General features: G+C 50.1%; 14 protein-coding genes. 3 read left to right on the forward strand and 11 right to left on the reverse strand.

Annotated elements, in window-relative coordinates:
• Window positions 1–139 precede the first annotated feature (139 nt).
• The 10 genes from CHK_RS07145 to CHK_RS07190 form a co-directional block, all read right to left on the reverse strand.
• Complete coding sequence (locus tag CHK_RS07145) at window positions 140–3,850, reverse strand: phosphoribosylformylglycinamidine synthase (RefSeq protein WP_046443338.1); 3,711 nt, start codon at window positions 3,848–3,850, stop codon at window positions 140–142.
• 119 nt (window positions 3,851–3,969) lie between these two features.
• Window positions 3,970–4,926 carry an AEC family transporter gene (locus CHK_RS07150; RefSeq protein ID WP_046443339.1) on the reverse strand — a complete coding sequence of 319 codons (957 nt, stop codon included), beginning with the start codon at window positions 4,924–4,926 and terminating at the stop codon, window positions 3,970–3,972.
• A gap of 28 nt (window positions 4,927–4,954) precedes the next feature.
• Window positions 4,955–6,271: an aspartate kinase gene (locus tag CHK_RS07155; protein WP_046443340.1), complete on the reverse strand. Its 1,317-nt coding sequence runs from the start codon at window positions 6,269–6,271 to the stop codon at window positions 4,955–4,957.
• A 3-nt stretch (window positions 6,272–6,274) separates the two neighbouring features.
• A complete protein-coding gene (locus CHK_RS07160; protein WP_046443341.1) occupies window positions 6,275–7,603 on the reverse strand; it encodes a DUF1015 domain-containing protein in 1,329 nt (442 codons plus the stop codon).
• A 220-nt stretch (window positions 7,604–7,823) separates the two neighbouring features.
• The gene (locus CHK_RS07165) at window positions 7,824–8,288 is read right to left on the reverse strand and encodes a TM2 domain-containing protein (protein WP_046443342.1); all 465 of its coding nucleotides are present in this window, start codon (window positions 8,286–8,288) and stop codon (window positions 7,824–7,826) included.
• Window positions 8,289–8,463: 175 nt separating this feature from the next.
• Window positions 8,464–9,684, reverse strand: coding sequence for an alanine-zipper protein (locus tag CHK_RS07170; RefSeq protein WP_046443343.1), 1,221 nt, complete (start codon window positions 9,682–9,684; stop codon window positions 8,464–8,466).
• 170 nt (window positions 9,685–9,854) lie between these two features.
• On the reverse strand, window positions 9,855–10,097 hold the full coding sequence (locus tag CHK_RS07175) for a helix-turn-helix domain-containing protein (RefSeq protein WP_046443344.1): 243 nt from the start codon (window positions 10,095–10,097) through the stop codon (window positions 9,855–9,857).
• 43 nt (window positions 10,098–10,140) lie between these two features.
• Complete coding sequence (locus tag CHK_RS07180; protein ID WP_235843821.1) at window positions 10,141–10,383, reverse strand: helix-turn-helix domain-containing protein; 243 nt, start codon at window positions 10,381–10,383, stop codon at window positions 10,141–10,143.
• Window positions 10,384–10,461: 78 nt separating this feature from the next.
• Window positions 10,462–10,707, reverse strand: coding sequence for a helix-turn-helix domain-containing protein (locus CHK_RS07185; RefSeq protein WP_046443345.1), 246 nt, complete (start codon window positions 10,705–10,707; stop codon window positions 10,462–10,464).
• Between the two features lie 69 nt (window positions 10,708–10,776).
• Window positions 10,777–11,019, reverse strand: coding sequence for a helix-turn-helix domain-containing protein (locus CHK_RS07190; protein WP_046443346.1), 243 nt, complete (start codon window positions 11,017–11,019; stop codon window positions 10,777–10,779).
• A gap of 137 nt (window positions 11,020–11,156) precedes the next feature.
• Between CHK_RS07190 and CHK_RS07195 the strand changes: the two genes are divergently transcribed.
• Together CHK_RS07195 and leuS are read left to right on the forward strand one after the other, a co-directional pair.
• The gene (locus tag CHK_RS07195; RefSeq protein WP_046443347.1) at window positions 11,157–11,690 is read left to right on the forward strand and encodes an SLOG family protein; all 534 of its coding nucleotides are present in this window, start codon (window positions 11,157–11,159) and stop codon (window positions 11,688–11,690) included.
• A gap of 183 nt (window positions 11,691–11,873) precedes the next feature.
• Window positions 11,874–14,285: a leucine--tRNA ligase gene (leuS, locus tag CHK_RS07200; protein WP_046443348.1), complete on the forward strand. Its 2,412-nt coding sequence runs from the start codon at window positions 11,874–11,876 to the stop codon at window positions 14,283–14,285.
• A gap of 119 nt (window positions 14,286–14,404) precedes the next feature.
• Here the strand turns inward: leuS and CHK_RS07205 are convergent, their stop codons facing one another.
• Complete coding sequence (locus CHK_RS07205; protein ID WP_046443349.1) at window positions 14,405–15,415, reverse strand: uroporphyrinogen decarboxylase family protein; 1,011 nt, start codon at window positions 15,413–15,415, stop codon at window positions 14,405–14,407.
• Between the two features lie 206 nt (window positions 15,416–15,621).
• Between CHK_RS07205 and CHK_RS07210 the strand changes: the two genes are divergently transcribed.
• Entirely contained in the window at window positions 15,622–16,098 is a 477-nt protein-coding gene (locus tag CHK_RS07210) for an SAM-dependent methyltransferase (RefSeq protein ID WP_046443350.1), read from the forward strand.
• The last annotated feature ends 31 nt before the right edge of the window (window positions 16,099–16,129 follow it).

The raw sequence follows: 16,129 nt of genomic DNA on the forward strand, positions 1-16,129 counted from the left end.
TTATACTTTTTTATGCGAACGAAAAGGTTTACTTCATCTTTCTCCATAGTATTACATTTTGTCTCTATTTGCAAGTATTTCGTGTTTAAAAAAGCGCCGGCTATTTTTCCATTGCCGGCGCTCTTGTCTGGTCCTTCTGTTACCTGAAATATTTGACTCCGCTTTCAAAAATCCGTTGGTCGTATTCGCCCGGGACATTTTTGGCATTGTACTTGCCCGCCCGCTCGGTATGCCCCATTTTTCCAAGCACACGTCCATCCGGGCTCATGATGCCTTCCACCGCATACATCGAACCGTTGGGATTATATTCGACGTCCATCGTCGGTTCCCCGTCAAGGTCCACATACTGCGTCGCCACCTGCCCGTTTTTAAAGAGCTGCCTGATTTCCTTTTCAGTCGCTACAAAGCGCCCTTCCCCATGCGATACCGCCACCGTATGGATGTCGCCCGGCTCCGCGAGCGCAAGCCAGGGCGAATTCGCACTTGTGATACGCGTACGAACCATACACGATACGTGCCTTCCGATATTATTATAGGTAAGTGTGGGCGAATCATCCTTCATATCCACGATCTCCCCATAAGGCACAAGGCCAAGCTTAATGAGCGCCTGAAACCCGTTACAGATGCCCAGCATCAAACCGTCCCGGTTTTTAAGAAGCTCCATCGTCGCATTTTTGATACGCGGATTGCGGAAGGTCGTCGCAATAAATTTTCCGCTGCCGTCCGGTTCGTCGCCGCCGGAAAATCCGCCGGGCAGCATGATCATCTGCGCGTTTGCAATTTCGCTTGCAAGCTGGCTGAGGCTTTCCTCAATATCCTGCGGGGAAAGGTTGCGCATGATGACAACGCTTGGGACGGCTCCTGCCTTTTCAAAGGCCGCCGCCGTGTCGTATTCGCAGTTGGTGCCCGGGAATACCGGTATCACCACGCGCGGAATCGCCGTCTTATAGCGGCTCACCACAATATTCTTCTTTTTATAGACCGGCGTATCCACCCTGCCGCTGTCCGCCGTCTTTGTGGGGAAAACCTTTTCAAGCGGCTGCGTATATGCCTGTTGCGCGTCCGTAAGAGGAATGCTTTCACCACACACTTCAATAAACGGCTCCTCGCGAATCTCACCGATCAACGTGAAGTCAGCGTCTGTGATATCTGCCGCCTCCACCATAACAGCGCCATAGTCCTTTCTGGCAAGCGCTGCGAGGTCCTCTGAGAAAAGCTTTACGCCAAGATTATTGCCAAAGGCGCATTTTGCCGCGCCTGCAAGCAGGCCGCCGCGCGTCAATGCGTAAGCCGAAACAATCGCCTTATCGTGGATCAGCTTGTGCAGCTTTTCATATTTCCGTTTTACATCCTCAAAATCCGGTATCCCATCCTGATCGCGCGTAATCTGCATCAGGTAAAGCTTGTTGCCTACGCATTTGAATTCAGGCGTGATTACGTCCGCAGCCGGTACCGGCGCCACGCAAAACGAGCACAGCGTAGGAGGCACGTCGATATCCTTAAAGCTTCCGCTCATGGAATCCTTGCCGCCGATTGCGGCAATACCAAGCTCCTTCTGGGCATAGTATGCTCCCAGCAAAGCCGCAAGAGGCTTGCCCCAACGCTCCGGAACATCGCCCAGCCGCTCGAAATATTCCTGCAACGTAAGCCATGCGTCCTTTAAGTCTCCTCCCGCGGAAACGAGCTTTGCCGCGGAAAGCAGGATTGCGTAAATCGAACCCAAAAACGGGCTTTTGCTCATAAGGTATGGATCCATGCCATAGCTCATCAGCGTCGCAGTTTTACTGTCAGCCTTTTCGGTCGGCACCTTCGCACACATTGCCTGGACAGGGGAAAGCTGTCGCTTCCCGCCAAGCGGCATCGTGACGCTTCCCGCGCCGATCGTTCCGTCAAACATTTCCACAAGGCCTTTCTGCGAACAAATATTCAGGTCGGAAAGCAACGCAAGTAGCGTTTCCTTTGCCGTCTTTGCCGTCTTTTCTTCAAGCATACCGTCCGTATCGAATTGTTTTACCTTTGCCTTTGCATGCTGCGTCGCACCATTGGAATCAAGGAATTCGCGTGTAATATCCACAATAAATTCTCCGTTCCAGGAAAGACGCATACGCCCCGTGTCCGTCACGCGCGCGACAAGCGTCGCCTCAAGGTTTTCATCCGCCGCATATTTGAGCACCTTATCCAAATCGGAAGGTTTTACAACGATTGCCATACGCTCCTGCGATTCTGAAATCGCAAGCTCTGTGCCGTCCAGTCCCTCGTATTTTTTGGGAACCGCATCAAGGTTGATATCCAGCCCTTCCGCAAGCTCTCCAATGGCAACGCATACGCCGCCTGCGCCAAAATCGTTGCAGCGTTTTACAAGCTTTGAAAAATCGCTGTTGCGGAATAACCGCTGCAGCTTACGCTCTGTAAGCGGATTTCCCTTTTGTACCTCCGCGCCGCATTTTTCAATCGACTTTTCATCGTGCGCCTTGGACGATCCTGTCGCCCCGCCGCAGCCGTCCCGCCCCGTACGGCCTCCAATCAGGACGATAAGGTCTCCGTCCACCGGACATTCACGAACCACCTGCTCTGCCGGAGCCGCCGCGATCACAGCGCCGATTTCCAGGCGTTTTGCCTTATATCCTTCGTGGTAAACCTCTTCCACAAGGCCTGTCGCAAGGCCGATCTGGTTGCCGTAGGAGGAATACCCATGCGCCGCCTCTTTTGTAATCTTTCGCTGCGGCAGCTTAAACTCCATGGTATCGGCCAGACTCTCCCTCGGATCCGCACTTCCCGTGACACGCATCGCCTGGTATACGTACGAGCGCCCGGAAAGCGGATCGCGGATCGCGCCGCCAAGGCAGGTTGCCGCGCCACCAAACGGCTCGATTTCCGTTGGATGGTTGTGCGTCTCATTTTTAAACATGATGAGGTAATCTTTTTCGCCGTCCGGCGTGTTTACCCTGTGCCGGATGGAGCAGGCGTTGATTTCCTCGGATTCATCGATATTTTTCAGCAGTCCCGCAGCCTTTGCTTCCTTTACATAGATCGTCGCGAGATCCATCAGGCACACGTCCTTTTTGCGGCACAGCTTTTTACGCGTATCAAGATAATCGTCATACACCCGCTGCGCTGCGTTCGAAAGCGGATCGTTGTCGAATGTAACCTCGTCAAGCTTTGTTAAAAATGTTGTGTGGCGGCAATGATCCGACCAGTATGTGTCGAGCACCTTGAGTTCTGTGATCGTCGGATCACGTTTTTCGCTTTTAAAATAGCTTTGCGCGCACAGCATATCTTCAGCGGTCATCGCGTATCCGTTTTCCTTCGTAAAATCCGCGATTTGCTTGTCCGTCATTTTGATGAAACCCTTCACCGTATCTACGCTGGTCGGGATGTCGAGCTGCATTTTAAGCGTATCGTATGGCTTTAAAGAAGCCTCGCACGAATCCACCGGATTGATCACGTAGCGCTTGATTGTCTCTATCTGCTCTTTGTTTGCACCCTTGATGAGATACACCTTCCCACTCCTGACCTCAGGGCGTTCCCCCCTTGTCAAAAGCTGAACGCACTGCGCCGCGCTGTCGGCGCGCTGATCGTACTGGCCGGGCAGGTATTCCACCGCGAATACAGAATAGCTCTTTGTATCCGGCATTTCGTCAAGCGTAACCGTATCTACGGCAGGCTCTGAAAACACGTTTACAACAGCGGACTCGAAATCCTCTTCATCCATGCCCTCCACGTCGTAACGATTCAAAATACGCACCTCTTTTACAGGCACGCCCAAATTTTCTTTGAAATCCGCAAGTTTTGCCTGCGCCTCCACGTCAAAGCCCTTCTTTTTTTCCACGAACAGTCTTTTTACACTCATTCTGATTCTCCCAATTATCTTATCGCAGGCGCGCCGTTCCAATCCGTCACAGACAGCACGCCGTTTTTACCAGATTCATTATATCATACCACGCCCTTGCCGGGCAACGATATCCACAGTCATACTCCTGTCATCAGCAGCACATACAGCGGTACCGTAACAAACGAAAACAACGTCGTTACCACCACACCCTTTGCCGCAAAGGAGGTATCCGCGCCCAATACCTCAGCAAAAATCGCCGTACCCACCATTGCGGGCAGGCCGGTCTGTATGACCAATACCTGTGTAGGAAGATCCGCAAGGCCAAAGCAGGCCGCCATCAAAAGCATTGCAAGGGGCGATATCACAAAACGCCCGACAAGCGCGAGCGACATCTTTTTATCCATCTGTTTCAGGCAGGAAAGCCCGGTGCGCTGCAGGATCATTCCCACAAAAATCAGCGCGAGCGGGGATGTGATGTTTCCAGTGTACGAAAGTGCGGAATGTAGAAAATCCGGCAGCTTTATATTGCACATCACAAGCACAAACCCAAGGACAACCGCAATCATTGGAGGCTGCAATATTTTTTTGACCACATCTTTGGGGCCAAAACAGTTTTTACTCAGGCAGGCGCGCTCCATGCCGTCGCGGGCAATGCCCACATAGCCGATACTGTTGGCAAATGTGGTGTTTGCCACATAGTAAAACAATGCAAATACAATCGCCGGCTCGCCGAAAATCGCAGTCGCAATCGGCAACCCCACATAAACGGAGTTGGAGAAAGCAAACAGCGCAGTGAATACCCCGCGCTGTGTCTTGTCTATTTTTCCAATTTTGATAAAAAGCTTGCTGATCACAAAAGCGATTGCGATTGCCGCAAAGGATGCAAGAATATACGTCCATGCGTCGGAAATCGTCTCTGCCGTAAAATTATTTACAAACGCTGTAATTGCCGTACATGGAAGCGTGATGTTGACGATGAGTTTACTGATAAACGAGGTTACACTTTCCCCGCCCCAACCCTTATGGGCAACAAAATAACCGATGGCAATGATGATGATTACCATCAATATTGCCTGAATCGCGTCATAGATCATCGCTTATCAATCCGTTTCCGCAGCCTGTTCATACGAGCGCCGTATAGATCGCGTTGACAGCACGCTCAAAATCGTCGTTCTCCACACCCACAATGATGTTGATTTCGCTCGATCCCTGGTCGATCATACGCACGTTGATCTGGTTTTCCGCAAGCGCGGTAAAGAGCTTCGCAGAAATACCGACCTGGCGGATCATGCCCCTGCCCACTGTGGCAATAATTGCCATATTGGAGGAAACCTCCACGCTGTCAGGCTGGCATACCGCGTGTATTTCGTCAATAAGCTCTTCAATACATCCGCGGATGCGTATATCCGCCACCACAATCGAAATCGTATCGATTGACGAAGGCATATGCTCGTAAGAAAGACCGTATTTTTCAAGGCAGCCAAGAAGCTTGCGTCCAAAGCCAATCTCCGCGTTCATGCCGTCTTTTTCAATGGAAATAACCGTAAAATTCTTTTTTCCCGCGATCCCGGTGATGCCGTCTTTTGCACAGTCACGCCCTTCGATTGCGGGAATGATCATCGTTCCCTCGTTTTCAGGCTCGTTCGTATTTTTTACGTTGATTGGAATCGCCGCCTCGAGCACAGGGAAAATACTGTCCTCGTGCAGCACCGTCGCACCCATATAGGCAAGCTCGCGCAGCTCGCGGTAGGTGATCACATCGATTTTTTTCGGCCCTTCCACCACGCGCGGATCCGCCATCATGAACCCGGAGACATCCGTCCAGTTTTCATAGAGGTCTGCGCCCGCCGCACGGGCGACAATGGAGCCTGTGATATCGCTGCCGCCACGCGAAAATGTCTTGATCTTGCCGTTTGGCATAGAACCGTAAAAGCCCGGAATCACGGCGCGCTCGTGGAGCTTTAAAGCCCCCGGCAGGATGCTAAGCGTCTTTTTTGCGTCATAGCCGCCGCTTTCGTCAAAAAATATCACGTCCGCAGCGTCGATAAAGTCGTATCCAAGGAAGTCCGCAATTAAAAGCCCGTTCAAAAACTCCCCGCGCGACGCGGCATAATCCTCGTTCGCGCCTGTCCTGACGTCTTTATAAATCTTTTCAAGATAATCTTCAATTTTAATGGAGAGTCCCAGCTCGTCACGAATATCGGTATAGCGTTTCACGATTGCCGCATAGATTTTTTCGGTCTCCTCCATGTGCAGCGCGGCGTCATAAAGCGCATACAGCATATCCGTCACTTTCGTATCTTCCTTAAAACGCTTTCCCGGCGCAGACGGTACGACAAACTTCCTTGCCTCGTCCGCATCGATAATCTGTTTCATCTTCCGGATTTGCTCTGCTGATGCCAGTGAACTTCCGCCAAACTTCGTAACTTTGATCGCCATTTCTTACTCTCCCGCCAAATCTTCTTCTATCTCTTCCTGCGTTTCATAAGGCGCAAGCATACGCCCTTCCAGGTAGTATCTCTTTTCTTCCGCCTCGCCCAGAGAAAACGTCTTCTTGGGCAGCACGCCGCATTTTACGATCATATCGAAAAATTCTGATTTTTCCATTGGCTCAAAATAGAAGCCAAGGTTATCGTATTGCTTTGCAAGCTCCATAAACGCGTCGTCCCCGTGGATATAATCGATACCGCTGCCGTTTTCCTCGAGGTACTCCTCAAAGATATCCTGCACCTCGCCAATCGCGAGCGGATGCTCCGGCTCCTCGATTACGATCCTTCCCGCGCCGTCGTGATACAGGAACGGGATCTGGAAGGTGCCGTCAGACTCGATTTCCTTGCGCCACCTGCCAAAGATAAGCTTTGCCTTCCTGCCCTTCTCACGCAGCCGCTCCACCACAAACTGTACGCATGCAGTGGCATTTACGCCAAACATAATCCGATGGATGGGCATAAATTCCACCGCTTTGTCGCGCAGGTTGATAATTTCGCAAAGCGCAAAGCGCAGCGGATGATCCTCCCGTTCCTGCGGCGTGAGCCCTTCCTTTGCCTCATCCCAAATGGCCTTTGCCGTTGCGAGCGAATGGTTTCCATCCCCCACGCAGAACAGCATATTATCATGCCGGGGAAGCTTTTCAAACGCTTCGTTCATCTCGTCAATGGGTTTCTGCTTATCCACAAGCCACCCTTCGATCCTGCCGCCGTCCATCATCAGGTCAAAATCATACAGCTTGGGAAAGGTGTTGCGCTGCATATGCAAAGGCCCGATGACGCTGTCTTTTTCATCGTCAATCATCAGCATAATATGGGGCAGCTCCACCACCGCTCCGCGGCGTATTTCCGCACGTGGTGGAATCCGCGATAAAACCGTCTGCTCGGTTGCCCGCAGCAGCGGCCTGTTTTCTATCTGGTAGTCATATTGCTCAAGGTCCATCGCAAGGAGGATTCCTTTACGCAGCTTTCCCTTCAAATGGCGTTCTGTCAAAACAACGCCCTGCGGAAGCTGCTGCAAGATGCCGCCGTCGATATAGTCGTGCATTGTTTCTTTCATATCCTGGATACGCGCGTGCACATCCTGATCTTCGAGATATACCTCCGGCAATGTAATATGCAGCGTACTTGGCGCAGTGCCTACAAACTTTTCCACAGCCTTCCAGTAATCCGGCTGGGAAGTATACTGATCGCATGCTACGCAAGCCCACTTCGCAAGATTCACGTTTTCCGCGGGCAGAAGCACTTGCGGAATGCGAAAACCCATTTTCTGTTTTTCTTTCATGCTCTCCTCCATATTGTTGACAGACTGCGGCAAACCATGTGACGCAGCAGTTTTTCACCCCGCCCAGAGATATTCACACAATATTCTATCATATTACCAATAAATATGCGTTTTTTCAAGTAGAACCCGCAAACTTACCGCTTAGGCGCTGTGTTTTTAAGCTCTAATGGAAAAACGCCCGGACTGTATAGCCCGGGCGCATTCCTGATATGGTGTGCCGTTAATTGATCAATGGATTTCCATCCGCATCGTTTGGAATGCTTCCCACCAGAATCATGATGCCTTCGATAAGCCCCCAGATTCCGGATATCCATGTGGTGATGCCAAACGTTACGAAGCCGAGCAGCCCGAGCACCAGCTGGCAGACCGCCTTGCTCGTGAATCCAAGGTAAAAATTGTGGATTCCAAGCCACCCAAGGAAGATACCGAGGATACCCGCCGCAATCTTGGATTTCGGCTGGGCGCCTGCGGGATATGCCTGCCCCTGCGGCTGCCGCGCATTTCCACTTTTGGGCACAAGCCCCGCGCCGCATGTAACGCACACAACTGCCTCCGGATCTGTTTTTCCGCCGCAGTTCCAGCAATAATCATGCCCTTTTCCAACCGGAACGCCGCAGCCCATGCAAACGGTCTCCCCGGGATTTAACTGTTTTCCGCAATTCCTGCAGTATTTGAATTCCGCCATTTAAATTAACCTCCCAAAACGCGGCTTACACGCCGTCGTTTTTTCTTTCCTGACTTCAGTATACGAGGTCAAAATCCCTGCGTCAACCGCATTGCGGCGGTTTAAGCGATTCTTCATAAAGTCTTAATAGGTTCTACTTCTTTTGTTTAGAAATAGCGGAGTTTCTGCCTTGAAATCATGCTTTCAGGCGGTCTGCCTCATCCTGTGTCAATAATCCTTTGGAAACAAGCAACGCCTTCAATGCGACGTTTTCTCTTTCAAGGGATGCAACACGGGCCTCATGTTTTTTAATCACATGGTTCTGCGCTGCTAAAATGGGATTTATGAGAATACCTTCTACTTTGCCATCATCATTACGGTATACAAAGCGTTCGTCCAACTCTGCAAGGCGTTCCGCAATAAATGAATAGGACGCTCCTTTAAACCCGCTGTCCTTTTTCCAATCGAATGCCACTGAAACAAACGCAAGTATTCTCTCCGCTTCCTCATCTGCCATCTCCCTGATATTTTCTTTATATCGCTCGGAAGACGAGGGAAGATTTGAAGCGGTAAAATTATTGTAGGCATCTACTTTAAGATTTGTTGCGCAGCTGCCACTATCGCTGCATAATGCCAGTTTATATCCTGTTGTGGGTGTATTTGTTGAAATAATCCCTTCCCTGCCAGCCCCGGATATAAACAAGCGGTAATCTCGTGCTGAAATTCGGGTATAGTTTTTTGTATTTTTATCGACCGCACCAAAATCTCCATTTGCCCAGATTGCCGTACCTCCTACTCCCGTGTCTGCCCGAAAAGATGCGTCGTCAGACAATCTAAAAATATTTGCCGTTATAATATCCTGCGGACCATTTATTTTTGCATAATAATCAGGAGCTTTACCGCCAAGCTTTGCAGAATTTTCAGCTTCGTCCGCACTCAGCGCATGCTCCGCGCGCTCTACTACCCCGTCCCCGTCACTGTCGTAGTCGGCTTTCTTCATGCACAGATTCAGCTGCTCTGTCGTCGCCTTCTGGCTCATTACCTTCGTTGTAAAATCCCCCGTCACTTCTGTGATATCACTCTTTGGGATGCAGGCATTCGCCGTTGCCTGTGCATTGTCCGCTGTGTTCTTTGCCGCCGAGGCATCCGCCTTTGCCATATCCGCTGTTTCCTGTGCCCTGTTTGCAGATGCCTGCGCCGTATTCGCCGTGCCAAGCACACCGTTTACCGTTTCTCCAAGCGTCGTTACGGACGCTGCCGACGCATAATACGTCGATTCGTTTCCGCCAAGCTTAATTGCATTTTCCGCAAACTGGCTTCCCGTCGCACTGTCTGCGTGCTCCGCGTTTTTCACCACTCCCGGGTGTTCGCTCGCATATTCTGCCTTTGTCATATAATCTAATATTTTCTCGTCCATCTCTGTTCCTTCTTTCCGTTATTTTTGAGAACATTCCCGCGCGCCGGTCTGTCTTCTATTGTTAATGATAACAGTACCTGTGCGACATTACCCGCCGGGGACGCGACACATTAAAACACAACAAAAAAACAGCGGATACCGCTGCTTTAAAAACTGATTCCCTTTACATATTATTTGATTTCCTGTTCCAGATTGTTAAATTCCTTTGCGTTGAAAAACTCACCAAGTGTGATATCGAATCCGTCACATAATTTCTTAATCGTGACAATTCCCGGATTTTGGCTTTCTCCATTCAAAATACTTTTTATCGTTGCTTGTGGAACCGCAGAATGATTTGCAATCCCATTTGGAGTGAAACCCTTTTCTTTACAAAGTTGTCTAATCCTGAATGCTACCGCCTGATGTGTATTCATGCCAACCTCCACCAGAAATTACTGCTTCATTGGTTTCTTGAGACTATTTCACAAACTCTAAAATATCTTTAACCTCACATTTCAGGACAAAACAAACTCGCGCCAGTATGTCTAAATCGATCCGCTCCAAATTGCCCCTGTATAAACGGTCAATTACTTCGAATCTCACATCTGTCAAACTTGCGAGTTTATTCCTTGTAATGTTTTGGTCGTCCATAATCTTATCCAGTTTAATGACAATTTTGCCATAATCTTTCATAGCCAGAACAGAATCATATTCTTTCATCAGTAAATTACCTCTATTGTCAGTCTATTCTGATTCAAAAATTACTTTCATTGAGCAAAATATTCGCACACAAAATCCCTACTCAATCAATTCTTCGAGAGAGATTCCCAGAGTTTGCGAGAGCATTTTTATTTCAATATCCGTAACGAAACGCTCACCTGTTTCCACACGCCTGATAAAATGATTATCTACGTCATATCCATCCAACTGAAGCTTTTTGGCCAACGCCCGTTGGGAAAGGGGTGGATTGTGATTTTCACGCAACCGTTTTAAGTTTCTACCACATAAATTGTTTGTTCCATCTGGAGCTTTAATTTTAAACATGAAGCTCTTGCCCCTTAATCGGTGTTTGCTAAACATTATTTAATGATCACTATTTTTATTCTATACATATTATTTGATTTCCTGTTCCAGATTGTTAAATTCCTTTGTGCTGAAAAACTCCCCAAGTGTGATACCCAACCCATCACACAATTTTTTGATTGTGACAATCCCCGGATTTTGGCTTTTACTATTCAGCATGCTATAAAATGTTGTGGGCGATACTCCTGCCTGATTTGCTAATGAATTTATCGAAATATTCTTATCCCTGCATAATTCAATAATTCTATTCGCTACCGCTTCTTTTGTATTCATAGTTTAGCCCCATAATCGTATTTTATAAGCAAAGCGTATAATTTTTTGGGATATATCGTGTTGGATATATCCCATTTTTTTGTTTTTTATGGTACAATATGGGATATATCCAACAATCCAAACTCTGAGGTAACCAAATGAGCAAAGAAACTACCTGCTGCTTCACCGGCCCACGCCCGCACAAGCTCTCGTTCCTGCAAAACGAGGAATTTCCGCAGTGCGTCATGCTCAAAAAGCAGCTGACCGAAGAAATCCTTTCCAAGGCCGTCCAGTTCGGCTGTGATACCTTCCTGAGCGGGATGGCGCGCGGCGTGGACATGATCTGCGCGCAGCTTGTGATCGACCTCCGCAGTATCCTGCATATGCCAATGCGCCTTGTGTGCGTCATCCCCTACGCCGCGCAGGCAAAAAACTGGCCGGCGGCGGAACAGGAGCGTTACAGGGAAATTCTTTCGCAGGCCGAACGTAAAATACTGGTCAGCCGCGAATACACCCGCTCGTGCATCATGGAGCGCAACCGCTATATGGTAGACCACTCCGCCCATATGGTCGCCGTCTATGGCGGTGGGGGCGGAGGTACCAAATATACGCTCGATTACGCCCGGCGGGAAAACCTTTGCATTTCCATTACCGATCCATATGCGCTGGACGCATACACCCGTTTGAAATAATATCAGGTTTGATACCCCATTATTATAATGAGGGTTTAAAGGCAAACTGTTTTCACGGCGCGGCCCTTCCATCCCGTGTGGAAAGGCCTGCAAAAGCGTCCGCATGGTAATTGACTTTATACTGAAAATAACCGATAATAATAAAGTATGACGATTCAATTACTATCGCTGGAGGCGTGAAAAGTGGACTACACACAAAACGAAAAAAAATGGCAGAAAAAGTGGGCTGAGACAGGCCTGTATAAGTTCGATCCAAACAGCAGCAAGCCCAAGGATTACATACTGGAAATGTTTTCCTATCCGTCAGGTGCAAAGCTGCATATTGGCCATTGGTATAACTACAGCCTTTCCGACACCTATGCGCGTTTCAGGCGCATGACCGGGCACAATGTGTTCCACCCCATGGGGTTTGACGCATTTGGCCTTCCCGCAGAAAACTACGCGATCAAAACGGGTATCCACCCGCAGGATTCTACCATAAAAAACATCAAAACCATGGAAGAGCAGCTGCGTGCAATCGGCGCTTCCTTCGACTGGGATTACGAGGTCGTAACCTGCATGCCGGAGTATTACAAATGGACGCAGTGGTGCTTTTTGCAGCTATATAAGCATGGCCTCGCGTACCGCAAGGCTGCTCCTGTCAACTGGTGCCCGTCCTGCAATACCGTGCTCGCCAACGAGCAGGTGGAGGGCGGCGAATGCGAGCGCTGCGGAACGGCTGTTACAAGAAAGCACCTGACGCAGTGGTTCTTCAAAATTACGGATTATGCGGAAAAGCTTTTGGACGGGCTTGAGCACATCGACTGGCCGGAAAAGACCAAGCTGATGCAGAAAAACTGGATCGGCAAGTCGATCGGCGGCGAAGTGAAATTCGACATTGTGGGCGGCGGGGATTTCACCGTGTTCACAACGCGCGCAGATACGCTTTATGGCTGCACCTATGTGGTGATTTCGCCCGAGCATCCGCTTGTCGATAAAATCACGACCTCCGTACAGCTTCCGGCGGTTAAGGAATATCAGGAATATGCGGCGCGCGCAAGCGAGATAGACCGCCTTTCCACCACGCGCGAAAAAACAGGCGTATTTACAGGCGCGTATGCAGTGAACCCCATCAACGGGCGCAAGGTGCCGATCTGGACGGCGGATTACGTGCTCGCAAGCTACGGCACAGGCTGCGTTATGGCGGTTCCTGCGCACGACGAGCGTGACTTTGCGTTTGCGGAAAAATACAACCTGCCGGTCGAGCGGGTAATCAAGTCCAAAGACGGCTCGGACGACGCGCTCCCCTATACGGAATACGGCGTACTGGTAAACAGCGGAAAATATGACGGCCTCACGACCGAAGAAGGCAAAAAGGCGATCCTCGAGGATCTGGGCAGGGAAAACCGCGGTGGTGCAAAGATAAATTACCGCCTGCGCGACTGGCTTATTTCCCGCCAGCGTTACTGGGGCGCGCCCATCCCAATGGTGTACTGCGATAAATGCGGCGAGGTTCCCGTGCCTGAGTCCAATTTGCCGGTAGAGCTTCCCTACGACGTGGATTTCACGCCGGACGGCACTTCCCCGCTCGCTCGCAACGAAAGCTTTGTGAACACCACCTGCCCTGTTTGCGGCGGGCCTGCAAAGCGCGATGTAGACACAATGGATACGTTCGTTTGCTCGTCGTGGTACTATTTGCGTTATCCTGACAACAAAAACGGCAAAGAGCCGTGGAACAAGGAAATCATTGACCGGATGCTTCCGGTGGATAAATATATCGGCGGAGCCGAGCATGCGGTCATGCACCTGCTCTATGCCCGTTTCTTCACCAAGGCGTTCCACGACATGGGTTACGTGGGCTTTGACGAACCGTTCACCTCCCTCGTGCATCAGGGGCTTATCCTTGGGCCGGACGGCGAGAAGATGAGCAAAAGCCGCGGCAATGTGGTCTCCCCGGACGAGCTGATCAAAAAATACGGCTCGGATACGCTGCGGATGTATCTTGCGTTCGGCTTTAACTACGTGGAGGGCGGCCCGTGGAACGATGACGGGATCAAGTCTGTCCACCGCTTTTTAGAACGTGTCGAAAGGCTTGTGGACGCGGTTTGCGGACTTTCCAGCGGCAGCGGCAAGGTTGATTTTGACGTGAATTACCAGCTTAATTATGCAATCCAGAATGTAACGCGCGATATCCCGCAATTTTCGTTCAATACATCGGTCGCCCGCATCATGGAGCTTGTAAACGCGATGTATAAATACATCGACGGGCAGCCGGACGGCGTATTCCTGAAGGACGTCGCGAAAAAGCTGTGCCTGATCCTCGCGCCGTTTGCGCCGCACTTTACAGAGGAAATGTGGTCGCGTCTTGGCGGCGCATATTCCATCTTCAATCAGGATTTCCCTGTATGCGACGAAAACGCCCTTAAACGCGCTACGGTCAATATGGCGGTGCAGGTGAATGGCAAGGTTCGGACAAAATTCGATATATCGGCGGACGCTTCAAAAGAAGAAATCGAGCAATATGTGCGCAGCGAATTTGCCAGCCTGTGGGAAGGCAAAGAGATCGTAAAATTCATCGTTGTGCCCGGGCGCATCGTGAATATTGTGGTGAAATAGCCGAATATGATTCAATCAAAGCGCCAGACGATTTTGACTACATATAAAAATATAACAAAAAACCGGCAACGCGCCGGTTTTTTTATTGCTGAATGTGCTGCTTCTGCTTATCCGTCAATTCAGTTGTTTTCGTAATATTCCTTTACCGCCGCAAAGAATGCGTCGATATTTTCCCACTTTGCCAGCGGCGGGATATCGCAGCCCGACGAAATCACAAAATTGGGATACTTTTTGCAGCAGCGGTTCATCAGGTCAAGCGTCGCCTCGCGGATCGATTCCGGCGTACCGTCCTTGAACTGGCTGGAAGGATCGATATTCCCCATTGCCACCGTGTCCGCAGGGATATGCTGCATCATTTCCTCCATATCGATCGCATTGCCGAAATGGTAAGCCGCGGCGCCGCTCTCCAGAATCGAGTCGATCAGCTGGATTGTGCTGTTCCCGCAGTTATGGTAAATCACGATAAAGTCGTCTGTCTGTGTTGCCTCCACGATCTGCTTAACATACGGCGTAGAAAATTCTGCGATGAGCGGCGGCGACAGGATGCCTGCAAGGGGCTCTGCCATTACAACGCCGTTCGCGCCGATTTTTTTATAGCTGTTGATATAATCGATCAGGAATTCCGTCACCTTTTCGAGCGTCGCCTTCACCATTTCAGACTCGGTATAGCAATAAATCATCGCCTCGCTCACATCGAGCAACCTTCCCGCCAACGAGAACGGCCCAATCACGCCGGCAAACACCGGGCGGTCCGTAATCAATTTACAGGCCTTTTCAATCGCGTCGATATAAATTTGCGGCCTGCCGCTTCCCACCTTTGGAACCTTCAACGCCTGCGCGTCCTCCGGCGATTTGATGATACATCCAATTACAGTCGGCACCTCGTCGTCCGCTACCCTGATCTGCGAACCGAACGCCTCAGCCTCCAGCGAAAGATCCATCATGCTAACCGACGCGGCGGAATCCACCCTGTCGGCGATCATCTTCATGCCCTTTGCCTGAGTTTCGCTGTCCGCAATCAATTCCTTTACGCCGATTCCCATCAGCTGTATCGACGGGAAGGACAACACCGGCATTGCCTTTTTGACCTTTGCGTCCCTCATGTCTTCAATCCATTTTTTCATATCCATAGGTTCACATCCCCTTTATCTTTCTTTATGGCCTTATCTTAACACAGGAAATGATCTGCGATATTGTAAAATAAAATACTTTTTTGCAGTTATTACGCATGAAGCGGGCAGCCTCTTTTTTTGAAAAAAAGGGGGTTGTAGTGTAGAAAACACCTGCTATACTGGGAAATAACGGCGCCGTAATTTATTTTTGAAAGGAATACCTGATGAAACAATTTACGGTAAAACAAATTGGAACGATACGTTCCGCAGGAGAAAAGCAACAAATCATTCTGAATCCCCGCTATGTTCCCGCCCTCAGCGGACTTGACGGGTTTACGCACCTGCAGGTGCTTTGGTGGTTCAGTGGCAGCGACAACCAAAAAGGCCGTGGCAGCCTTACAGAAGCAAGCCCTTACCGGCATTCGCCCGCCATGCTGGGAACGTTCGCCACACGTTCGCCCCTGCGCGCGAATCCCATTGCGCTGTCCGCAGCGCAGGTGATTCACATCGACTATGAAAACGCTTTGATCGATATTGCTTATATCGACGCATACGACGGTTCGCCTGTGCTCGACCTGAAACCCTATACGCCCAGCCTTGACCGCGTGGAAACAGCGCGCGTGCCCGGATGGTGCGCCCACTGGCCCCAAAGCTATGAGCAATCAGGAGATTTTGACTGGGAGAGCGAATTCAGGTTTTAACGAACGATTCCAGCTATGAAAAAAAGGCGGC

It is taken from the genome of Christensenella hongkongensis, assembly GCF_000981035.1.
Taxonomy (GTDB): domain Bacteria; phylum Bacillota; class Clostridia; order Christensenellales; family Christensenellaceae; genus Christensenella; species Christensenella hongkongensis.